The following is a 22,488-nucleotide window of genomic DNA, read 5'->3' as shown; positions in this document are numbered from 1 at the left end:
TAGGAGATGGGCACTTACAATGAATACAATCATTATACTAACCGTACTGGTCGTCATCTTTGCCCTAACATTTGATTTTATCAATGGCTTCCATGATACAGCCAATGCTATCGCAACCTCAGTTTCCACTAGAGCGTTGAAACCCCGTGTAGCTATCATGATGGCAGCGACAATGAATTTTATCGGAGCTATTACCTTCGTCGGAGTGGCAAAGGCGTTGACAAAAGATATTGTAGATCCATTCTCTTTAAATGCCTTTGATGGAGACACGACCGGCTCTGTCGTTATTTTATCAGCATTAATTTCGGCTATTATTTGGAACTTACTAACATGGTATTTCGGTATTCCCTCGAGTTCTTCACACACTCTGATTGGATCCATTGCTGGTGCAGCTATTGCGTCTGCTGGCTTCGGAGTTCTAAACTATGGCGGTTTCACTAAAATCATTATGGCCTTAGTGCTATCACCAATCCTAGCGATTTGCGCTGGTTTTATTATGATGACACTGTTTAAATTATGGTTTAAAAACTTAAACTTATATCGTACGAATAAAGGTTTCCGTACTATGCAAATTTTCACTGCCGCAATTCAATCTTTTACACATGGTACAAATGATGCACAAAAGGCCATGGGGATTATGACGATGGCGTTAATCGCTGGTGGTTTGCATACAGGAGATGAAATTCCTTTCTGGATACGAGCTGCAGCAGCAACTGCAATGGGTCTTGGTACTTCTATCGGTGGCTATAAAATTATTAAAACAGTCGGCGGTAAAATCATGAAAATCCGTCCTGTAAACGGAGTTGCAGCAGATTTAGCTTCTGCATCAGTTATCTTCGGTGCAACATTAATTCACCTACCAGTATCTACAACACACGTTATTTCTTCCTCTATCATGGGTGTCGGCTCTGCACAACGTGTACGTGGTGTAAACTGGGGAATGGCGCGTAAAATCGTAACTACTTGGGTTATTACAATGCCAATATCTGCAGTTATGGCAGCTATTATTTACTTTGTATTATCGTTATTCTTTTAAATTGATTGCACACTAAGACTCCTGTTCCTTGTTGAACAGGAGTCTTTACATTGTCACACGACAAAATGCGGCACATCCATTACACTATTTGAAAAGGGGGATGCTACACTACTATGAAAACTTTTTCTGCTTTTATAACAGCTCATGCAAAAGCAATCGTAGCTATATGGCTCGTTATTTTTATTACGATGGCTGTGTTTGCCATACAACTTCCAAGTAAGCTTCATGGTGATGGATTTTTTGTCAAAGGAGATCATACCTACGTTACAAATGAGCTTGCAGAAGCATTCGATTTTCCTTCCGATACAATTTTAGTCGTTTTTGATCCAGCTGAGGATAAAAAGATTCAAGACACTTTAAGAAAATTGAAAAAAATAAAAGAAATCCATTCAATCCAATCACCACTAGAAGATCCATCTTTGCAAAAGAACGGTATTGCTTATGCAATGGTTCACATGAAAAATGATATCGAGAATCTACCTGATGTTGTGGAGGAAATACGCTCATTAATCGTAGATGATGGTGTTAGCATTACAGGCGGACCTGTGATTTCAGAGGATATCAATACAGCAAGTCAAAAAGATTTAGCATCAGCTGAAGCAATAGGATTACCCATTGCTATCATTGTGCTTTTACTTGCTTTTGGTACTGTCGTAGCCTCTATTTTGCCAATCATCATCGGCGTTGTCACGGTTGTAACTGCATTCGGGATTTTGACATTACTAAATGGGCATGTTAATTTATCAATTTTCGTGTTGAATATAGTACCGATGCTCGGGTTAGCTTTAAGTATCGATTTCGCCTTGTTGTTTATTAACCGTTATCGTGAAGAACGTGCTCAAACATCCGTTGTGCAGGCTATCCAAACAGCGATACAGACAGCTGGTCGTTCCATTATTTTTTCAGCCCTTTGTGTCATGATTGGTTTAGGTGCTATGATTGTCATTCGCGTTGAAATATTTCTCAATATCGCCTTAGGAGGCGCAATCGTTGTTTTACTTGCAGTGCTTTCTGGCTTAACATTGCTGCCTGCTACGATGACGCTATTAGGAGATCGTCTAAATAAATGGCGTTTATTCCGTGTTAAAGCTGGCGGAGCAAATCGATGGCGTGGCTTTGCAAGCTTTGTTATGAAACATCCAGTAACCATCGTTATAGTGGCATTACTCTTTCTAGGTATTGGTATAATTCCATTGAAAGATATTAAATTAACAATCCCTCAGGTGGATTCGTTACCGACCAAATATGATGCACGAGCAGCTTATGATAAATTAGATAAAACTTTCGGTCTTGGTGATACCTCAACTTTATATTTGTTAGCAGAACGTAAGGAAGGCTGGGAAGATAGTGAGGCAAGAAAGCTTATTTACAGTATTCAAGAAAAGTTACTCGCTGATCCATTGGTAAATCATGTATCAACCATTTATACGACTGCGAACATTAAATCACCTGAGGAACTAACAGCTTCCTTGGAAATTCCACAAGTAGCAGAACAATTAAGGCCAATTCTAAATACGTTTTCTAAGGATAAACAACTCTTTATCCCAATTACATTGGATGCAGCCGGTTCATCAACTACTGCACAAAAGTTTGCCCGAACTTGGAAAGATAAAGATTTAGGTGTGGACTTTGCACTTGGCGGCCCTGCCAAATTCAATCAAGAAATTTTTGATGAAATTGCTAGTAAAATTATATTGGCTGTAGCTATTATTATCGTATCAACATTCTTTATATTAACGCTCGCTTTCCGTTCGATTTTAATCCCACTGAAGGCGATTATTATGAATATTATTGGACTTTCGTCTGCCTTCGGTATTCTCGTCTATATTTTCCAATACGGACATTTCGGAATTGCAGCTGGCTCAATCGTACTTATTATTCCAGTCATTGTATTTTGTCTTGTATTTGGCTTAAGTATGGACTATGAAGTATTTTTAATATCACGGATTCAAGAGGAATATCAAAAAGGTGCAGATAATACACGAGCTACGATTGACGGTCTAACTTCTACAAGTCGTATCATTACTTCGGCTGCTCTTATTATGATTGTTATAACAGGAGCATTTGCGTTTACAGATGTTATGCCTGTGAAGCAAATTGGTGTTGGGATTGCTATTGCAATCGCCCTTGATGCAACCATTATTCGTTTAATGCTTGTGCCAAGTCTTATGAAGCTCTTCGGGGATTGGAATTGGTGGCTTCCTTTTACGAAGAAGCATAATTGATTGAAAAAATCCGCTTCCTTTTGTGGGCTTTCCCCTAAACAAAAGTTGCGGATTTTTTCCTATTTTGAATAAATACCGTTGTACCATTCTTTTGCTGCTTCTACCTCAGGCATTGTTAACTGATGACCATAATTAAACCATTTAGTTGTTACATCTGCACCAGCTGATGTTAACAGCGCCTCTAAGTCTTCGGATTCCTGTGCAGAACACATTGGATCATTTGTTCCAGCACCGATAAAGACTGGGATTGAAGAAAGTACAGGCAATTCAATACCACGTCGAGGCACCATTGGATGATGTAGTATAGCACCTGCTAAAGCGCCCTCATAATGGAATAATAGGCTTGCTGCAATATTTGCGCCATTCGAATAGCCAATAGCCACAACTCGATTACGGTCAAAGCCATACTGCTGTGCCGCCTCTAATAAGAAGTCGTTTAATTCCTTCGTACGGAAAATTAAATCCTCTATATCGAATACACCTTCTGCTAATCGGCGGAAGAAGCGTGGCATACCATTTTCAAGCACATTCCCTCGGACACTTAAAATGCTTGCTGTATCATCAATTTCCTTTGCAAGACCGATTAGGCTTTCTTCATTCCCACCTGTCCCATGTAACAACAATAAAATTGGTTTTGTTTCATCTGTTCCTTTATAAAAAATGTGCTGCATTTACAGTCCACCTTTCAATTATCTTGAATTCGAGATAATTGTAGCCTGTGGTAAAATTAAATTCAAGCTCTTTGACTTATTTATTTCGCGGTTTTCACGATTTGGCTGTTCTTCATGGTTTTTATAAAAATTAGTAATCGTGAAAACCGAAAATAAACATACCAAAATAACAACAGCAATAACAACTCCCACTAATCTTTTCCCGTTCATTTGTTATAATCCTCCGTAATTCTTAATTCTTTTTACGAAATCCCTCTTCTAGTAAATATTCTTTTGCAGCATCATAGGTCCCAAAGGCTTCCTCTAAGTTCTCTCCATGATAAACATTCCACGAACGTTGCTCAAAAGCTAGCTTTAGTTGAGTCCCTTCTCGAGATTTCCATATCTCAACAACTGGCTCTTGCTCCTCTTCTTCTTCCGATAAATATTGAATAGCATCTTCAATTATCTCACGAAGCTGTTGTTCATCGTAGTCACGGATATTTACTAGGCCTTTGTCATTTGCTTCTTCCTCATAGCGCAATAGATCTCCCACAAAGATAAAGCCGTTACCGTTTGGATGTAGCTTTTCCACAACAACTGTCTTTTCATAAAGGCTATCCATAAAGTGATAATTTAAGCGTTTCAAGGAAATTTCCTTCTTGGTAAGTTCAGAAAATGATTCAATAATGGCTTGTTTTTGTTCAAATGTTAGCATATAAAAATGCTCCTTTTCTATACAATCTCTTTACAGTATAACTTATTTTTCCTGTTATATCGAAGTAAAATAGGACAAGTCTTATGGAATGACTTGTCCTACAAATTCTTTATTTACTCATAACGTTTTATTAAACATTTTTTCTTTTACAAATCGGATAACATGTGCAACGTATAGCTCCCGATACGGGACAAATTGTGGGTTACTTACTGGACGCACAATTTTTGCTCGTTGACCATCGGGGAAGTATTCATAACCCTCGATATTAAGAGTGGCTGTTTCGCCTAAAAAGAAAGCCTCCGCCTCATCTAGCTTGGCTCTAACAACCCCTGACACTTCCTCATACTGTAGCTCAAAAGCATCCCAATCATGTTTAAATGGGTATATGTAGACATGGCAGAATTCGTTGTCAATCATATTTTCTGAAACTATGCTACAAGACGTCATGCCCATTTTAACCACTTCATGTACGTCGATATCAAGACCTAGCTCTTCTTTTACCTCACGAATCCCTGATTCTACTGTCTCAACGGCTAATAGATGACCTGCCGCTGTAATATCAAGCAAGCCAGGATAGTCCTTTTTTTGTGCACTACGGATTTGGAAATAGATATGGTCCTCATTGACAAGCCAACAGTGGAATGTTTCATGCCAAAGTCCTTTTTCATGTACCTCTGCTCTTGTTGCTGTCCCAATCTGTTCATGCTGTTCATTAAAAACTTTCACAATTTCTTGTTCCATTTTTTCGACTCCTAAACTGACTTCGTAGCCTTTTGCTTAATCGCGTTACGTTGATCATAAATATTGGATGCGATAACCTTTAATACGGCATAAAATGGTACAGCAATGATAATACCGATGAAGCCCGCAATATTACCTGCTGCTAAAATAATTGTAATAACTGTTAACGGATGTATATCGAGCGTTTTTCCCATGACATTAGGTGTTATAAAGTTACTATCAATTTGCTGTGCCACAAGTGTAACAACCGATACCCATATAACTAGAACTGGATCCTGAATAACTGCCACAATTAGTGCTGGTGTAAAGGCTATCCATGGACCAATAAACGGAATCATATTCATAAAGAAGGCGAATATGACAAGTAGCAACGAATACTCTAAACCAATAATTAAATACCCCACATACATAATGAGCGCTAGTAAAAAACTAATTTGCAGCTGCCCTTGAATATAGCTTCGTAGAACATCGTCAATTTCACTTAGCGTTTTCTTCACCCATTCACGGCGTTCACCACTGAAATATTTATAAATCGACGGTGCAAACTTCTCATGATCCTTCAACAAATATATAAAGAAGAATGGAATTAAGATGGCTAATAATGAGACTGAAACAACGGATTGTAAAAAGGAGACCACCCCTTTACTTGCCACTACTGCAATATCCTGTACAGAATTCGCCATCTTTTTAATAGCATCATTTAACTGCTGTGGGAAGTTATCTTTATTTTGCGTCACGTAGTCTGTTGCATCCTGAATGCTTGAACTAATGCTCGAACTAATCATAGGAGCATTCTTCACTAATTTATTGACCTGCTCTGCAATCGGATTACCAACAATCCATCCAAAGCCTCCTGCAATAGCTATCATTCCAATAATAATAGTTAATATACTTGCCCATCTTGGAAATTTACGTTTTTCCAAAAATCTTTGAATCGGCTCAGTCACATAATATAGGACACCACCAAGTAATAAAGGCACAAAAATCGCTTTTAATATGATAACTAGAGGTGAAAAAATCCAATGAATCTCTATAAAATATTTAATGATTAGTAGAGCAAGTAAAACTCCTACACCTACTTGAAACCAAACCTTCCTCGTCACTTTCATTCACTTCCTTTTATCACAGTTACTGAAAATACTACTTATATATTAACCATTTCGCAAGTATCCTAGTATTTATTGCAAAAATTAAAAAATTAACTATCCTTTATCAATTTCGCCTTGGTGTAATTGCGTCCTTATTTTTGAAAACACGATATCCGTCATTTTGGTAATGCCATAGGACGTGGCGCGTTTAAACTACGTTCCTCTTTTTCAGTAGGCGTTTGAATGACAGATAAACAAAAAAATCGCTTCTCTCTCATAAGCAATCCGTAAGTCTCCTTAATGCTAAGGCATCTAAGGAGACTTGCATGGCTTGCTTCGCAGGAGTGTCACGATTTTTCACTAATGGTGCCTATCTTAATAGACTATAATATTGTATCATCTACTGAATTTAAGTAATCTTCAATATCACCAATAACCGATTCAACACAGCCGTCCTCAAATGGTGAAATTAAGCCTGCCTCTTTTACAAGTTTCGTAAAGGACATAGAGCCACCTAAACCACATAAATGGATATAGTCCTTCCAAGCAGCTTCAAATTCTTCACGTGAACGTTTCCAGAATTGGAATGCACAAATTTGCGCTAACGTGTAATCAATGTAATAGAACGGGCTCGCATAAATATGTGCCTGACGTTGCCATATACCGCCTGCTTCCAAATAGCTATTACGGTCATAGTCACGGTGTGGTAAATACGTTTCCTCAATTTTTTTCCACGCTGCCTTACGTTCTGCTGGTGTCATGTTTGGATTTTCGTAGATGACGTGTTGGAACTCATCGACAGCAACACCGTATGGCAGGAATAAAAGACCACTGCTTAAGTGGGTAAACTTATATTTTTCTGTATCTTCCTTAAAGAATAGCTCCATCCATGGCCATGTGAAAAATTCCATACTCATAGAGTGAATTTCGCAAGACTCATATGTTGGCCATAAATATTCCGGAATACCAATGTCACGGCTTGAATACACTTGGAAAGCATGTCCAGCTTCATGTGTTAATACATCGATATCGCCTGAAGTACCATTAAAATTCGAGAAGATAAATGGTGAATGATAGTTCTCGATAAATGTACAATAACCACCACTCTCTTTACCTTTCTTTGCGACTAAGTCCATTAATTCATGATCAATCATGAAGTTGAAAAATTCGCCAGTTTCAGGTGAAAGTTCCTCATACATTTTTTTACCATTCGCAACAATCCACTCTGGATCACCTTTTGGCGTAGCATTTCCTGATAAGAAGTTTAAAGCTTCATCATAGAATTTAAAGTCAGAAATTCCAATACGTTTCGTTTGGCGTTCATATAGTTTTGTTGCAACTGGTACGATTAAATCACGAACTTGATCACGGAATTTTTTCACCATATCCGCGTTATAATCAATACGATTCATACGAATATAGCCTAGCTCAACATAGTTTTGATAACCTAATTTAACAGCGATTTCATGACGCACCTTTACAAGCTCATCATATAGTCGATCGAATTCCTCTTCATGCTCAGCAAAAAAGCCGAAGCGTGCATCTGTCGCCGATTTACGCATTGCACGATCAGTAGACTCTGAATATGGTCCTAGCTGGGCAAGTGTTAATGTTTCACCGTTAAATTCAATTTGTGCAGAGGCTACTAGTTTATTGTATTCTGAAACAAGCTTGTTCTCCTTTTGCATTAAATCAATGACAGCTGGTGAAAAGCCTTTAATTTGATAGGTTGCTAAATCGAATAACTGCTGGCCCCACTTTTCTTCTAACTTTTCACGGAATGGTGAAGCAATCAGTGCTTTATAATATTCTGTTGATACATCTTCCAGCTCAGGGCCAACTTCGTCAAAGTAATCGCGTTCAGCCTGATAAAACTCATCATTTGTATCAATCGAAGCACGAATGTACACTAAATTCGCCATCGTAGCATAGTCATTACTTTGTTCATTTAATTGTTCGATGATCTCACTTTGCTCGCCCATTGTTTGAGCATTTTTAAAATGTTCAATTAAGGCTAATTGTTGCTTTTTCATTGCCTCAACATTTGGGCGGCTGTATTCATAGTCTTTGAACGTTTTCATAGAAGTCCCCTCTTTCTGTCATATACCCCGTTATATTTCTATTATATGCCAAATCCATATGATTAAGAAACATTTTAATAACCAATTATATATGTTTTTAATAGTGCCGCTCTTTCACGTAACCTTAACTTTGCTTCCACAGATTTTGGCGTATCTGCAACAACAACATCTACCTTCAACTCCAAAGATTCAGCCAAATATTTTGCACGCTTTAAATGAAAATCATTAGAGACAATTGTGATATGTTTTGTTCCTTTAGGTAATAATTCTTTAGAAAATAATAAGTTCTCATATGTTGATGTAGATTGGTCTTCTACTATTATTCTGTTTGTATCAATACCTTTGTTCTCTAAGTAATGAATCATAACAGAGGCCTCTGTGCGATCTTCATCTGCCCCTTGTCCGCCCGATACAATTACTTTTACATGAGGATACTTTTTTAAATACTTAGTAGCCTCTTCCAATCTATTTTTCAATGAAAGTGATGGAATCCCGCCCGATTTTACCTTTGCTCCCAGTACAATCATATAGGTAGCCGTTCCATTTGCGGCTGGCTGGGCTCCTTGTTTCATTTCCTCGCCTAACCAGACATAAACAACACCACCTACAACAAGTAGGAGAACACCTACTCTTATCATCCATTTTTTCACTATTTATCCCCCCTTTCCTGTTATTAACGTTAGGTAGAGAAAAAGGATGCTTGTACCGGTACTACAGTACAAACATCCTCATTAATTATCTTAATGTAAAGCGTTTAATAGATTCCTGTAATGTTGAGATTTCGTCTGTTAAATCATTAGAAGATTCACTAACAATTTGAATAGCACGCTGTTGCTCATCAACAGATGCCGTTACCTCCTCTGAAGCAGCAGCATTTTTCTCACTAATAGTCGCAATACTTTCAATAGATTGCATGATGATATCCTTTGAGCTATTCACATACTCTACGCCCGCAGTCATTTCTCCAATGACGGAAATAATTTTCTCAACAGCTAATTCGATTTCCTTGAAGGATGATTCTGTTATCGCCACTGAATCATTTTGCTGACGAACAATCACGTTTGTTTTCTTCATTTCGTCGTTCACTAAATTAGTTTCACTTTCAATACCTTTTAGTGTTGTACGCACTAGCTCCGTTGCAACAGATGTTTGATCAGCTAGCTTACGTACTTCCTCTGCAACAACCGCGAACCCCTTGCCATGCTCACCAGCTCGAGCAGCTTCAATTGATGCATTCAATGCAAGTAGATTCGTCTGATCAGAAATTTCCGTAATCGTACCGACAATACCTTCAATCTCCCTAACCTTCACAATTAAGCTATTAAATACTGCTTGTACGTTATTAATTAAAGCAGAAGACTCATGAGATTTTTCTTTTAGACTATTTAAATTAACAAGTCCCTCTTGATTTGATTGCTTCATATGTTGAGATGCGTCAATTATTAATTCATTTTTGTCATGCAAAACTTCGATCTGATGAGCAAATTCGATTGCAGTTCTATTTGTATCCTCTGCATCTGAAGCTTGCTTTACTGCACCTTCGGAGACCTCATTGATCGCTTTTACTATTTCATCTCCATAGGCGTTTGTTTCCTCTGCCACAGATGTTAAATTTGATGATGTAGATTGAATTTCTGTAATCGCTTCCTCAACATCTGTAATTAATGTTTTCAGTTGGTCTACCATTTCGTTAAATCCTTCATTTAGCTGACCAATTTCATCTGAGCGTTGTAAGTTTTCTATCTCTACTGTCAGATTCCCTTTTGCTACCTCACGAACATGTTTTGATATTTTTTGAACTGGTAAAGCCAAATGTCTAGAAACCATTATGACAACTACAGTCCCAATAATGATAGCACCTACTAGTGTAAGACCAATGACCAGTAATAATGAGTTAGCTTCTTTATTAAAGTCTTGCATATATGTACCTGATGCAATGATCCATCCCCAATGAGGATCCTTTTTAGAATAAATTATTTTATCAGCTAATACATCTTGACCTGGCAGCTCAAATTCATATTGAGTAAAGCCCCCACCTGCAAGTCCTTTTTCAGCTACTTCACGAATAAAATAGTTGCCACTACTATCTTTATCGTTCCATAGATTATCCCCTTCTCGAGTAGGATGGGTTGTTAACGTTCCTTTTTCATCTAAAACGTATATATACCCATACTTACCTAAATCCCCTGGATAATTAATTGGTCTCTTTCCATCACTATCCTTTGGTCCAAGAAATGCCTCACGTATTCGTTCTTGTGCAGCCACCAAAGAAATTTCACCTTTTTCAACTCTCTCATTTTCGAGCTCAATTAATTGCAAAGCTGATTCAACACTATTCTTAATAACTTGTTCCCCAATATCCTCCATACCATTTTTCGCTTTACTATAGCTAACTAATCCTATAATTAAGCTAGGAATAATTAATAATGCTAACGAAATGATAATAAGTTTTCCCTGTATAGAACGTAAAAACCTCATCCTTTGACCCCCTTTTCTTCTTCGTTCATCAGACGTATTACTCTATATTATGTTATGATTTGAAAGTTTTAACAATGGGTAAAACGCAATTTACGTCTGAATTATTCGCTTTTTTGCTTAAATATGCTATCATACACATTTTATAGATTAAAAAACTATCTTTCTATAGGGGGATGCCCAATAGAAAGATAGTTTTGATCTCTATCATAATTTAAATGTATTTATAGCTTCAATGACTTCCTTAGACGTTCGATCTAAAATAGTTACAACCTCATTTAATTCCGAAACCATTATCACTTGTAAATCTGATGCCTCAGCCACTTCCTTGGTTCCTTGTGCACTTTGGTGAGCGATATCCTTCATTTGCTCTGTCGTCGCTAATATTTCTTCAGAGCTAGCGGACATTTCCTCAATAACAGCAGAATCATCCTGAATCTTATTGTTTACCTCAACGACCGACTGTGAAATTAGCCGTAAATTTTCACCAATTTGTTGTACTGCTTGATTACCAGCCTGTACATCCTTGGTACTATTAGTCATTTCATGTAGAGCACGATCTGTGATAACCTTAAAGCCCTCTAAATGCTTATGGATATCGTCAGCAGACGCTTTGGACATTTCTGCAAGCTTACGAACCTCGTCAGCCACTACAGCAAACCCTTTGCCAGCTTCCCCAGCTCTTGCGGCTTCAATTGCTGCATTTAATGCTAGTAAATTTGTTTGGTCAGCAATGCTCGTAATGATCGTTACCATTTTTTCGATAGAACGGAATCTCTCACCCATTTCTTGTACATGACTAGCAGTCCGTAAAACAGACGACTCTACATTTTGAATTTGTGCCACAACCTCATGTGAATGACTAACACTCGTCTCTACTAATCCTGTCATTACTGAAGAGGACTCTGCAATTTCTGATGTCGTATCAGCTAGACGCTGTATACCAATCGACATTTCATTCATCGTTAAAACAACCTCATGATTGTTTTGCTGTTGTTGCTCACTACCAGCGGTTATTTCGATTATGCTGTCTGCAATTTGAGAATTTGATGTTTCAACTTGTTGTGAGGTTGAATCTATTTTATTAACCACCTCTTGTAATGCTGACGTCCGATTTTGAATTGTCTGGAAGGTTGTTTTTAATTTATGCAATGATTCTTGGAAAGCTTGTGCAAAGATTGTAATTTCATTTTTCCCCTTTAAATGGATCTTCTTAATTTCCTCAGTTGCCAAGACAATATCACCCTGCGCAAAGCTTTCAGCCGCCACTCCTAAATTTGCTAGTGGCTTTAATGCACGATTCACATAGCTATACATAATAAACATCACAATTCCTGCTAAGGCTAATATCGCAACAATTAAAGCAGGCAAAGTGGCAGCTAACACAGTGTTAGCTATACCACTTACTTGTGTCGCCTCAATATCAACCCCAACAAAGGCAATAATATTACCAGATGCATCTTTCAATGGCACAGTTCCCGATAAATAATCACCAAAATCACTGTGTAAAATATCTGAGTAGTAACTACCCGTTTTCATTACCGCTTCAAGGTCCTTATAGTATGTTGAAGATGATTCATCGCCAATAACGCCAGCATTTTCCTGGTCATCTACAGGCATACCATCCACTAAAAACCTTACCTTTTTATCCTCTTTGGGTACGGCAAACGTATAAGCATATAGGACACCGTTTTTTTCACGTAAATCATTTAGCTCTTCACGTAACTGCCAATAAAACTTAGATTCTGTAGGATTATTTGATAGTTCAATATAATCGTCTGCATTTAAATGATTAGCTATGTTTTCTGCAACAGCTACCGCTTGTGAACCCATTGTTTTATTGACTGATGACTTCGCTGTATAAATGGTCGTTAGCATAAAAAAAATTAACAAAGCTACTAACATAAAGAATGAAATGAACACTATTTTATTACTTAATTTACCTGTCGCTCGCATACTTTCCTCCGTTAATTTACTAATATACTAATAACTTATTATCACCCATTTTTTAATTTTTTCAACTATTTCGATTTCAATACTATGATAATATCGTTATCCAAGCCGCTAAAGCTATTAAAGTAGCTAAAAGCGTTGGAATTGTTAGAATAATACCTATTTTTAAATACTGTCCCCAGCTTATTTTAATGCCTTTTTGCGCTAATATATGAAGCCATAACAATGTTGCAAGTGAGCCAATCGGTGTCATTTTTGGCCCTAAATTAGAACCAATGACATTTGCATAAATAAGCCCCTCTTTTATAGTCCCAGTAGCATTTGTCTCAGCAATAGCTAACGCATCAATCATTACAGTTGGTAAGTTATTCATAATGGCTGACAAAACAGCCGCGACAAACCCCATCGTAATCGTTGCGGCAACTAACCCTTGCTGTACAGCGTGCTCTAATAAACTTGCTAATAATCCCGTCATCCCTACATTTTTCAAGCCATAAACTACCACGTACATGCCGATAGAAAAAAATACTATATTCCAAGGTGCCCCTTTCACAACCCTCTTTGTATCGACCGCATTACTTCGCCGTGCAAGCCAGAAAAAGATCATCGCTATACCGCATAAAATAAATGACACTGGAATGTTAAAAAGCTCGCTCGTAAAGAAACCAATTAATAACATGGCGATAACATACCATGATAATGAAAATAGTCTTGGATCACGAATTGCTAGTTTCGGCTTCTCAACTTCCTCCAGGGAATATGTTTTGGGAATTGAACGATGAAAGACAATATACAGTACAACAATGCTTACCAATAAAGAAACGAGGTTTGGTATGAGCATATGTAAGGCATATTCCATAAACCCAATACCAAAATAATCTGCTGACACAATATTTGTTAAATTACTAATGACTAAAGGTAAAGATGTTGTGTCTGCTATAAAGCCACTTGCAATAATAAAGGGAAAAACCATTTTTTCAGTTAAATTTAGCTTACGGACCATAGCTAGAACAATCGGGGTTAGTATTAAAGCGGCACCATCATTTGCAAATAATGCAGAAACAATGGCTCCTAGACAGGCAATATATATAAATAAACGAATACCACTGCCCTTTGCTAAGCGCGCCATATGAAGAGCAGCCCATTCAAAAAAGCCTATCTCGTCTAAAATAAGAGAAATTAAAATAATTCCAATAAACGATAATGTGGCATTCCAAACAATACCCGTTACCTCTATAACATCATGCCAAGTAACAACCTTTAGCGCTAAAGCGATTGCGGCCCCTATACAGGCAGACCAACCAATTGATAATTGTCGCGGCTGCACTATGACAAAAAATAACGTTACTAAAAACAAAATAATCGCTAAAACCGTTTGCACAATTCTCCTCCCCAATTAAAAACCAGTAGCTTATACGCTACTGGTTTTATTAATTTTCTTTATTATTCGCCTAAATCTGCATTATGGAAAACATTTTGTACGTCTTCTAAATCTTCTAATGCATCAATTAATTTTTCAAATTTCGTTACATCGTCGCCAGTTAATGTTACTTCTGTTTGTGGAAGCATTGAAAGCTCAGCTACAGTGAATTCTTGCACACCAGCCGCCTTTAACGCTTCTTGTGTAGCAAAGAATTGATCTGGCTCTGCATAAATAATAACTGCATCCTCTTCTTCAAGAATATCACGAGCATCAAGATCCGCTTCCATTAAAATTTCAAGAACTTCATCTGCTGACTTGCCTTCTAAACCGATAACTGCTGTTGAATCAAACATGTAAGCAACAGAACCACTTACACCCATGTTTCCATTATTTTTACCAAATGCCGCTCGTACATCAGATGCTGTACGATTAACATTGTTTGTTAAAGCATCAACGATAATCATCGTGCCAGCTGGTCCGAAACCTTCATAACGTAATTCGTCGAAGTTTTCATCGCCGCCACCCTTCGCTTTATCAATTGCTTTTTCAATAATATGTTTAGGAACACTGTATGTTTTTGCTCGTTCAAGAACAACCTTAAGGGCACGGTTTGATTCAGGATCTGGCTCGCCTGATTTAGCTGCCACATAAATTTCGCGTCCAAATTTTGCATTGATACGGCTTGTGCTTTGGTCTTTAGACGCTTTCTTTTCTTTAATATTGTTCCACTTACGACCCATAGTTTCCACTCTCTTTCAAATTATAAGTTTATCAAAATCATAGATGCGCAGTTGCACATCTGTAAATGGTAAATCAATTATGCCTCGGCATAATTGCGTCCGGAATCGGCTTTGTGCTTGCACAAAGAACTCCTTTCTGATTCCATGACATCCGCCGGAGGCTTTAACTTCTTTCAGCGGATGAAAGAAGTTAAATACTTCTCGTATCTTTACTCTGCAAATAATAACACAAATGATACTTGCAAAGCTAGATATACCAATGTTTGAGGTAAGTATTTTCTGATTAAAATTTGCGCTTTCAAAAGCTATTTGAAGCTATAGCCTCTGCTCTAGTATAATTTTTTCAAGCAATGCATGACAACCCTCTAGAACCAAATCATAGGTTTCTTGAAAATTTCCCGTATAGTATGGATCAGGTACATCTTTTCGATGGTCAGTCAAATCTAAAAAGCGGAAAATCTTTGGAGAACTAGGATTACCTAATATCGTTCTGATATTGCGAATATTGCTTTCATCCATGCCAATAATGTAATCAAAATTGTCAAAGTCAGCATTTTGTAGTTGTCGTCCTTGCATACCTTTCGTTGAGATGCCGTACTCTCTCAGCTTATCTTGTGTTCCTTTGTGAGGAGGTTCACCAATATGCCACGAACTTGTTGCAGCTGAATCAACTCCGATTTTATTACTCAAACGTTTTTTCTTAACCAAATCACGCATGACTGCTTCAGCCATTGGTGAGCGACAAATGTTGCCCAAACATACAAAAAGTACTTGAATCATTTTTATATCCTCCTACAACAAAACACCCAAAATCTGCTTGATTCTGAGTGCCTTTAAATCTGTCAGGGGCATTAAAGAATCTCTCCTCTGACTGAGTTTCACTTTATTTTTTTTCTGCTGCAATACGCTTTTCTAATTCTTCTGTCAAAGCCATTAATTCATGCTCAAGATGATGAGTAAATTCCTCGCGCCCTTCTTTACCCTTGCCCGTTACATAAAATGGCTCACCATAAATTAGATAGCCCTTTCCACGCTTAAATACATCACCAACGTTACGCGCACCAACGTAAGCTGCTGGGACAATTTGCGCTTTTGACAGCTGTGCTATTGTAATTGCTCCTTGCTTTAAATCCGTTCCTTCTGCATTACGTGTGCCGGAGGGGAAAATCCCCACAATTTTACCCTCTTTCAATAATTGTGAAGGAATTTTAATAACGCTTGGCCCTGGATTGTCACGATCAACTGGGAAAGCATTTAATCGATTAATAAGCCAGCCAAGACCCTTTTTCTCAAATAACTGTTTTTTCGCCATAAAGTGGATTTCCTGAGGATACATTGCAACTCCTAGGTTTAAAATATCAACATATCCTGTATGTGTACATGCAATAATAAACCCACCTTCTTTTGGTAAGTTTTGCTCCCCATATACACGAGCTTTCGAGCCCATTAATTTTAATATCACTTTGACAACATTTGCTGCTAATTTATACACTGTTCCATTCCTACCTTATTCAATAGTTATACCCATTGTAATCGAAAAGACCAGTATACTGCAATTGAATGTGAGTTAATTAGACCCTTCCCACCAATACATCAACATCAATCGTGATCTCATTTAAAAGGATATTTGCACCCTCTTTTTTATGCCAGCCCATTGGTGTCATTTCAAGCAGCGCTGGGACAAGCTCAATTGCTAGTGGTACTGTATAAGTGATACGCTCCACACTTACATCTGTAAAGCTTTCTTTAAAGCGAGCAACTATTTGCTCATTCGAATACGTCTCTTTCCTAGAATCCGCATATAATTGCGCTCGAAGCTCATGTAGGTAACCGCTTTGAGGAACAACCTTTATGACACGACCATTAGGAGTTAATAGGCGTTTAAATTCTTCATAATTTGCAGGCGATAAAATATTTAATATGGCATCAAAGCTTGACCTTGCAAATGGACTCTTCGCTAAGTCACCCACACACCAAATTTGCACAGGATAATGGCGAGATGCTGCAAGTATACCTTCCTTTGCAATATCAATGCCAATGCCAAGACAATTACCCTGTTTCTCGGCCATAATACGCGCTAAATGTGAACCCTCACCGCAGCCTGTATCAAGCACGGTTTCTGCGTGAGCAATTAGCACCGCAATTTTTTCTTCTACTAAATCATAAATACCACTATCAATAACAGCTTTTCTCGATTCGAAAAGTTCCTTACTATATTTAGAAGTAGTACCATGTGTCAGCATATTGATGTAGCCTTGCTTGGCAATATCAAAAGAATGATTAGAGGAACATACAAGTCTCCCCTGCTCATATATACTCATGGGCTCCTGACAAAATGGACAAGCAAAAAGCGTGATATTGTTATTCATTAATGCTGACGCTGCAGCTCGTTTAGAAAGTGCTCCCATTAATTTACCTCCTTTTCTTCATTAGGTGAAACAAGTGCAAATCGCTCCCATTTACGGCTTTTCCATCTAAAGTATACGATAATGGCTCGCAACCATTCATCTGCCGAAATCGCAAGCCAAATACCAACTAAGCCCCAATCTAAAACGAACACGAACAAGTAACCTAGCGGGAGGCTCATACAAACCATCGATAAGAAACCTATTTTCACTGGAAATCTTGCATCTCCTGAGGCACGCAATGAGTTAATAACTACAATATTCATTGTACGACCTGTTTCAAGCAGAATACTTAATGCTAATACAGATGCTCCAATGGCAATAACCTCTGGACTATCAGTAAAAACGTGCATTAACTGCTGACGGAAGATTGTCACAATACCAACCATTATAATTGTAAAAACAAACGCTGCACGCACACTTGTCCATAGCTGATGATAAGCTCGATCTTTTTTACCCGCACCGACATAACGGCCAATAATAATGGCTGTTCCTGTACCGATTGCAATTGCAAATAAATATGTAAACATTGAAATATTCATGGCATATTGTCTTGCTGCAAGCGTTTCTGAGCCTAAATACGTTGCATAATACAGGAAGACAATTTGGCAGAATTGATAAAGCACCTGCTCAAAAGCAGACGGCAAGCCAATGTTTAATATTTTTCTTATATATTCCTTGGAATACTCGAAATAATAGTGTAGCTTTACTCTTACTTCCATGACTTGATACAACAGCCAGAAAAACACCAGAACTGCTAAACTACGACTTATAACTGAAGAAATTGCTGCCCCTTTTACACCTAACTCTGGTAATCCTAAGTTACCAAAGATTAAACCGTAATTTAATACAACATGTAGTACATTCATACCTAGTGATACATACATCGTTTGCTTTGTCCAACCATGTACACGGATAATTGCTGCTAACGCATTTATAATTGCTTGTAAAAAAATAAAACTTCCTATGATCACCAAATAACTTTGTGCATATTTAAGGACTTCACCTTGCAAGTTCATCATGGTCATTAAATGACTCGCAAAAAGGAAAAATAGGACACTCATTATTAATCCTACGACTACATTCATCGTTACTGCTAATGCAGAAATCTTCGCAGCTTCAAAAAAGCGCCTTGAGCCTAAGTATTGAGATACAACAATGGAAGCACCATTCCCAACTACTTCAAGAATTAAAATCGCAATATGAATATATTGATTGGCTGCACCAACACCTGACACAGCGTTATCCGATAAAGCACTTAGCATAAAAGTATCGGCTAGTCCCATTAACATAAATAAAAATACTTCTAAGAAAATCGGCCATGTTAAATGAAACAAACTTAAGTTGTTAGTGTCTTTTATATCACTTTCTTTTACTGTATCTGCCAATACTTTTCACTTCTCCTATACATTTCATAAAGTGAAGATTTATCAGCTTGGGTTTTCTTCACCCCACTGATTATTTAGCCTTCACTAATCAGGCATTAGCGGGCAGTTACTCGCCCACCTCACTTTTCGCTTTTTCGTTCAGATAAAATACTGCCCGTAAATGCGGGATAAAAATCTATTGTATCTTATCATAGATTTTTAAGCTGTAAAGAGTTTTATAAAGAAACATCAGAAAAGATAGTATATGACACATAAAAACCCTTTCACATAGTATTGTGAAAGGGTTTCGTATTATGTTAAGCAATGGGCCTGTAATTGCTCGCGTCTTTCTTTTGTTAAACCAAATTCCCGCTCTAAAAACGTGGTCTTCGAGCCATATCGGTTTTCCATTGCATCAAATGCTGCCTGTAAATACTCCTCGCGGGCTGACATTAATGCATAAAATTGCTGTATTTCTCGATCATTATAGTCTGGTTGAATTGCCTGAGCCATTCGATCCACCAAGGGGCGTAAATACACATTTGTATTTAAATAATCATCCATAATCGTTTCCTCAGGTACATCTAAAGCGAGTAAAATAAGCGCACCGCCAATACCTGTACGATCCTTTCCTACAGCGCAATGATGAACGAGCCCTAAATTTCCAGGGTTCTGAATTGTTGCCATTAACTCCTTAAACGAAATATTATCGAAAGGCATTTGGGCGTAAAATTCTTGGAACATCTCTGGACTTACAACCTTATAAAAATCCTTTCCTCCCGTGTTCGTAGGCATCTCAAAAGCATGATTTCCCTTTGCCGGTATTTGAATATATTTGGCGTGTGGAAATATCGGATTAGGATTAATTTGCGCCTCATGGTTGTCACGGTAATCAAAAATTGTTTTCACACCTAGCGTTTCAAATAGCTTTTTATCTGCTGTCGTCATTTTGCCAAGGGCCGCTGAACGAAAAATCAAGCCATCCCTTACAGCACGGCCATCTCTCGTCTTATAACCACCCATATCGCGAAAATTATAAACAGCCTCAAACGGAATAATCTTCATATCAAATTGGTTCATTCACTGCACCTCACTTTGTTAGAAAGCATCCTTATCTCTATTCTATAGAACAATCCGATATAATACCAATTTTCAACTAGGAAATGTCATACCGGCTTAACCGGAATATGGCCGATATAGCTTTTCATCACCATAATGATGGTAGGTTTTTGCCGAGCGATTCATCTGGGGCCTTTACTGAACTTTCCTTCACTAAACGATATAAAAAAGCTGCCCTAAATTATAGGACAGCGATAGTTTGTTATGTTATTCATTTTTTAGTAGAAGTATTATTTAAATAGCTCAGGATATACTGCTTTTGCGATTAGCTCAACAGCTTCACCAATACGAGGTCCTGGGCGGTTTGAAATATCAGTATCTATATAGTAAACCGCTTTGTTTTGAATGGCTGTGATTGAATTCCATCCATCACGCGCAATGATTTCTGCTGCAGGATCCTCTACATAGTTTACTGTTGTTAAAATGACATTGGGATTTCTCGCAATTACATCTTCTTCAGATACCTTTGCCCATCCTTGTTGATCAGCAAATACATTGTTAACATTTGCAGCCTTTAAAATCTCTTGTTGGAATGTACCAGAGGCAGGTGTATATATGTCTGGCTTTGGACTAATTTCTACGTATACATTTTTTAGTTTCTCTACATCTTTAACCTTTGCTTGAACATCAGCTATTTTAGCTTTAATATCTTTTTTTAACTTTTCGCCTTTGTCCTCTATTCCCATGACAGTGGAAATTTGTTGGATGTCACCATAAACATCATCAAATGAAGTAGCTGATTGAATGGCAAATACTTTAATACCTGCGTCTTCAAGACCTTTTAACGCAGTTAAAGTCTCATCATTCCCAGTTGTATAGGCAATAACAACATCTGGGTTCAACGCTAAAATACGTTCACTATTGAATTTTACAGAATCAGAAACACGCTCGATTTTTTGTGCTTCTTCTGGATATGTATCAAAGTCAGTGGCACCAACGATTTTATCACCAACACCTAGAGCAAATAAAATTTCTGTATTACTCGGTTGTAATGATACAACGGTTTTTGGAACTGCATCAAATTCTACCTCTACTCCACGGTCATCCGTAACTTTATAGCTAGTTTCCTCAACTTTTTGATCTTCCTTCGAAGCTTCCTCTTTTTTAACATCCTCTTTGACACCACATCCTACTAAGACAAGTGCTAGGATTAACACCGAAAGCCACTGTAGATTAAACAATTTCTTCATTTCATTTATTCTCCTTTTTCTTTTTCATCGGGTATGACTTACTAATAAACGGTATTTCAACAACTCCAGCGTGCTGATTCATATAGACAGCCATTACAAAAAATACATTGGCTAGTAATCCTAAATAATCAAAGAGTATAGCTGGTACTTCCCGTTCTTCAGATACTTTGTGTAAGACACGATATGATTTTTTCGCTTCACTACGACATAAATGTAATGCAGCAGCAGCCTCTATTCCTTGGGGTAATACGAAGTTTTGTATTTCCTCCCTCACATGGCTAACATAAAAATCATAGCGGTCACTTAGCCAAGTCAAATCATCTTCAGTTACCGCTAATTTACCTCGAACTGAGCCATTTACATGGTACGCCATTGGCAAAATGGCTACTAAATCATCTGCTACTACCTCTACCGTTTCTTTTTTCACCGCCGCTAAAGCAACGCCAATATGTGTTGTAAGGCTATCTGTTCGAATTTCAAAATCTACTGTTGATGCCTTTTCGCGCATAAATGGATAACAAGAATAACGTGCATCTTTTTTCAAATCTAAGTCCCCACTTTCCTTCATGAAAAACTCCTACTTCATATACTTCGATTTGAAGCATTATAAGCGAGCATAAAAAAACGTCGTTCCTACTACCCAAGGAACGACGAAAATAACATAAATAGTGTCGTAGTGACACGACATAGCCTATGTATTTGCCGCATATCCTCCTAGCTTCCGAAGAGTATCTATACGTTCAAATAAAGGTCGGTCTCCTGGCTTGTACAGTTCAACAACATTTTAATATGCTGATGAGTCATAAAAACCTTCCCATCTTGTGACAGTGGTATATTTTTATGATTCCTGTACTTACAGTTGCGGAAACAGCTTCGGTTTTTCACCGAATTCCCGATTATGCTATAGTTCAGCACCCTTATTCTGCAAGAATTATTCACTTATAAAGCAGTTTAACACACATTATTATGAATAAATAGCTTTGACATTTGCAAAAAACAAATGATAATAGACAAAAGTAACAACTATTTCTACACTATGAAGATTTTTAGTTGCTCAATCCTTAAAATTTTAATAATTTAGAATTCACACTTCCATCGGGCTATCTGCAAAGATATACAAAATCTTTCTCCAATAACTAGCTGTAATTTTATTTCTCCACTAAAAATAATTTGCATATAAAAGGCTCTTCACCATAACTTGGGGTTGACCATATAAAAATTCAATAAATTTACATTGAAGTATAGAAAAAAAGTGAAAACTCACGTATCGTAATTGT

At 37.6% G+C, this 22,488-nt stretch carries 20 protein-coding genes and 1 riboswitch; of the genes, 2 read left to right on the top strand and 18 right to left on the bottom strand.

Features of this window, described 5'->3' with window-relative positions:
• Positions 1-19: 19 nt before the first annotated feature.
• On the top strand, positions 20-1,036 hold the full coding sequence (locus ACIQXF_RS18765) for an inorganic phosphate transporter (protein WP_402785914.1): 1,017 nt from the start codon (positions 20-22) through the stop codon (positions 1,034-1,036).
• A gap of 113 nt (positions 1,037-1,149) precedes the next feature.
• On the top strand, positions 1,150-3,261 hold the full coding sequence (locus tag ACIQXF_RS18760; RefSeq protein ID WP_402785912.1) for an MMPL family transporter: 2,112 nt from the start codon (positions 1,150-1,152) through the stop codon (positions 3,259-3,261).
• Between the two features lie 59 nt (positions 3,262-3,320).
• Here the strand turns inward: ACIQXF_RS18760 and ACIQXF_RS18755 are convergent, their stop codons facing one another.
• The 18 genes from ACIQXF_RS18755 to ACIQXF_RS18670 all read right to left on the bottom strand — a co-directional run bounded on the left by ACIQXF_RS18755 (position 3,321) and on the right by ACIQXF_RS18670 (position 21,755).
• Positions 3,321-3,932, bottom strand: a complete 612-nt coding sequence (locus ACIQXF_RS18755; protein WP_402785909.1) for an alpha/beta hydrolase — start codon at positions 3,930-3,932, stop codon at positions 3,321-3,323.
• An 18-nt stretch (positions 3,933-3,950) separates the two neighbouring features.
• Positions 3,951-4,142: a hypothetical protein gene (locus ACIQXF_RS18750; RefSeq protein ID WP_402785906.1), complete on the bottom strand. Its 192-nt coding sequence runs from the start codon at positions 4,140-4,142 to the stop codon at positions 3,951-3,953.
• 22 nt (positions 4,143-4,164) lie between these two features.
• Entirely contained in the window at positions 4,165-4,629 is a 465-nt protein-coding gene (locus ACIQXF_RS18745) for a hypothetical protein (RefSeq protein WP_402785903.1), read from the bottom strand.
• A 117-nt stretch (positions 4,630-4,746) separates the two neighbouring features.
• Positions 4,747-5,370 carry an NUDIX hydrolase gene (locus ACIQXF_RS18740; protein ID WP_402785901.1) on the bottom strand — a complete coding sequence of 208 codons (624 nt, stop codon included), beginning with the start codon at positions 5,368-5,370 and terminating at the stop codon, positions 4,747-4,749.
• A gap of 11 nt (positions 5,371-5,381) precedes the next feature.
• Positions 5,382-6,479 carry an AI-2E family transporter gene (locus tag ACIQXF_RS18735; protein ID WP_402785899.1) on the bottom strand — a complete coding sequence of 366 codons (1,098 nt, stop codon included), beginning with the start codon at positions 6,477-6,479 and terminating at the stop codon, positions 5,382-5,384.
• Between the two features lie 362 nt (positions 6,480-6,841).
• Entirely contained in the window at positions 6,842-8,539 is a 1,698-nt protein-coding gene (locus ACIQXF_RS18730; protein ID WP_402785897.1) for a M3 family oligoendopeptidase, read from the bottom strand.
• Positions 8,540-8,613: 74 nt separating this feature from the next.
• Complete coding sequence (locus ACIQXF_RS18725; protein ID WP_483869735.1) at positions 8,614-9,189, bottom strand: YdcF family protein; 576 nt, start codon at positions 9,187-9,189, stop codon at positions 8,614-8,616.
• A gap of 85 nt (positions 9,190-9,274) precedes the next feature.
• Entirely contained in the window at positions 9,275-11,017 is a 1,743-nt protein-coding gene (locus ACIQXF_RS18720; RefSeq protein WP_402785894.1) for a methyl-accepting chemotaxis protein, read from the bottom strand.
• A gap of 204 nt (positions 11,018-11,221) precedes the next feature.
• Complete coding sequence (locus ACIQXF_RS18715; RefSeq protein WP_402785891.1) at positions 11,222-12,970, bottom strand: methyl-accepting chemotaxis protein; 1,749 nt, start codon at positions 12,968-12,970, stop codon at positions 11,222-11,224.
• Positions 12,971-13,052: 82 nt separating this feature from the next.
• Entirely contained in the window at positions 13,053-14,348 is a 1,296-nt protein-coding gene (locus tag ACIQXF_RS18710) for an arsenic transporter (protein ID WP_483869734.1), read from the bottom strand.
• A gap of 62 nt (positions 14,349-14,410) precedes the next feature.
• Positions 14,411-15,130, bottom strand: a complete 720-nt coding sequence (locus tag ACIQXF_RS18705; protein ID WP_402785889.1) for a YebC/PmpR family DNA-binding transcriptional regulator — start codon at positions 15,128-15,130, stop codon at positions 14,411-14,413.
• A gap of 315 nt (positions 15,131-15,445) precedes the next feature.
• Positions 15,446-15,910, bottom strand: a complete 465-nt coding sequence (locus ACIQXF_RS18700) for a low molecular weight protein-tyrosine-phosphatase (RefSeq protein ID WP_402785886.1) — start codon at positions 15,908-15,910, stop codon at positions 15,446-15,448.
• 103 nt (positions 15,911-16,013) lie between these two features.
• Positions 16,014-16,622 carry a lysophospholipid acyltransferase family protein gene (locus ACIQXF_RS18695; RefSeq protein ID WP_402785883.1) on the bottom strand — a complete coding sequence of 203 codons (609 nt, stop codon included), beginning with the start codon at positions 16,620-16,622 and terminating at the stop codon, positions 16,014-16,016.
• 79 nt (positions 16,623-16,701) lie between these two features.
• Positions 16,702-17,538, bottom strand: coding sequence for a putative RNA methyltransferase (locus ACIQXF_RS18690; protein WP_402785880.1), 837 nt, complete (start codon positions 17,536-17,538; stop codon positions 16,702-16,704).
• Complete coding sequence (locus tag ACIQXF_RS18685) at positions 17,538-18,923, bottom strand: MATE family efflux transporter (RefSeq protein WP_402785877.1); 1,386 nt, start codon at positions 18,921-18,923, stop codon at positions 17,538-17,540. Before ACIQXF_RS18685 ends, ACIQXF_RS18690 begins: the two co-directional genes overlap by 1 nt.
• Positions 18,924-19,214: 291 nt before the next feature.
• Positions 19,215-19,982, bottom strand: coding sequence for a tyrosine-protein phosphatase (locus ACIQXF_RS18680; protein WP_402785874.1), 768 nt, complete (start codon positions 19,980-19,982; stop codon positions 19,215-19,217).
• A gap of 269 nt (positions 19,983-20,251) precedes the next feature.
• Complete coding sequence (locus tag ACIQXF_RS18675; RefSeq protein WP_402785871.1) at positions 20,252-21,211, bottom strand: ABC transporter substrate-binding protein; 960 nt, start codon at positions 21,209-21,211, stop codon at positions 20,252-20,254.
• Position 21,212: 1 nt separating this feature from the next.
• Positions 21,213-21,755, bottom strand: a complete 543-nt coding sequence (locus tag ACIQXF_RS18670) for a hypothetical protein (RefSeq protein WP_402785982.1) — start codon at positions 21,753-21,755, stop codon at positions 21,213-21,215.
• A gap of 188 nt (positions 21,756-21,943) precedes the next feature.
• A riboswitch (cobalamin riboswitch) is annotated at positions 21,944-22,145 on the bottom strand.
• Positions 22,146-22,488 lie beyond the last annotated feature (343 nt).

The sequence above is a fragment of the Lysinibacillus sp. NPDC097231 genome (assembly GCF_044761885.1).
GTDB lineage: Bacteria > Bacillota > Bacilli > Bacillales_A > Planococcaceae > Lysinibacillus.
Note: the sequence above shows the minus strand (reverse complement) of the source record. Positions and strands in the feature narration are given on the sequence as shown.

Coding starts and splice junctions, on each gene's coding strand:
- ACIQXF_RS18765 (WP_402785914.1), top strand. CDS start 20: ATGAATACAATCATTATACTAACCGTACTGGTCGTCATCTTTGCCCTA.
- ACIQXF_RS18760 (WP_402785912.1), top strand. CDS start 1,150: ATGAAAACTTTTTCTGCTTTTATAACAGCTCATGCAAAAGCAATCGTA.
- ACIQXF_RS18755 (WP_402785909.1), bottom strand. CDS start 3,932: ATGCAGCACATTTTTTATAAAGGAACAGATGAAACAAAACCAATTTTA.
- ACIQXF_RS18750 (WP_402785906.1), bottom strand. CDS start 4,142: ATGAACGGGAAAAGATTAGTGGGAGTTGTTATTGCTGTTGTTATTTTG.
- ACIQXF_RS18745 (WP_402785903.1), bottom strand. CDS start 4,629: ATGCTAACATTTGAACAAAAACAAGCCATTATTGAATCATTTTCTGAA.
- ACIQXF_RS18740 (WP_402785901.1), bottom strand. CDS start 5,370: ATGGAACAAGAAATTGTGAAAGTTTTTAATGAACAGCATGAACAGATT.
- ACIQXF_RS18735 (WP_402785899.1), bottom strand. CDS start 6,479: ATGAAAGTGACGAGGAAGGTTTGGTTTCAAGTAGGTGTAGGAGTTTTA.
- ACIQXF_RS18730 (WP_402785897.1), bottom strand. CDS start 8,539: ATGAAAACGTTCAAAGACTATGAATACAGCCGCCCAAATGTTGAGGCA.
- ACIQXF_RS18720 (WP_402785894.1), bottom strand. CDS start 11,017: ATGAGGTTTTTACGTTCTATACAGGGAAAACTTATTATCATTTCGTTA.
- ACIQXF_RS18715 (WP_402785891.1), bottom strand. CDS start 12,970: ATGCGAGCGACAGGTAAATTAAGTAATAAAATAGTGTTCATTTCATTC.
- ACIQXF_RS18705 (WP_402785889.1), bottom strand. CDS start 15,130: ATGGGTCGTAAGTGGAACAATATTAAAGAAAAGAAAGCGTCTAAAGAC.
- ACIQXF_RS18700 (WP_402785886.1), bottom strand. CDS start 15,910: ATGATTCAAGTACTTTTTGTATGTTTGGGCAACATTTGTCGCTCACCA.
- ACIQXF_RS18690 (WP_402785880.1), bottom strand. CDS start 17,538: ATGGGAGCACTTTCTAAACGAGCTGCAGCGTCAGCATTAATGAATAAC.
- ACIQXF_RS18680 (WP_402785874.1), bottom strand. CDS start 19,982: ATGAACCAATTTGATATGAAGATTATTCCGTTTGAGGCTGTTTATAAT.
- ACIQXF_RS18675 (WP_402785871.1), bottom strand. CDS start 21,211: ATGAAGAAATTGTTTAATCTACAGTGGCTTTCGGTGTTAATCCTAGCA.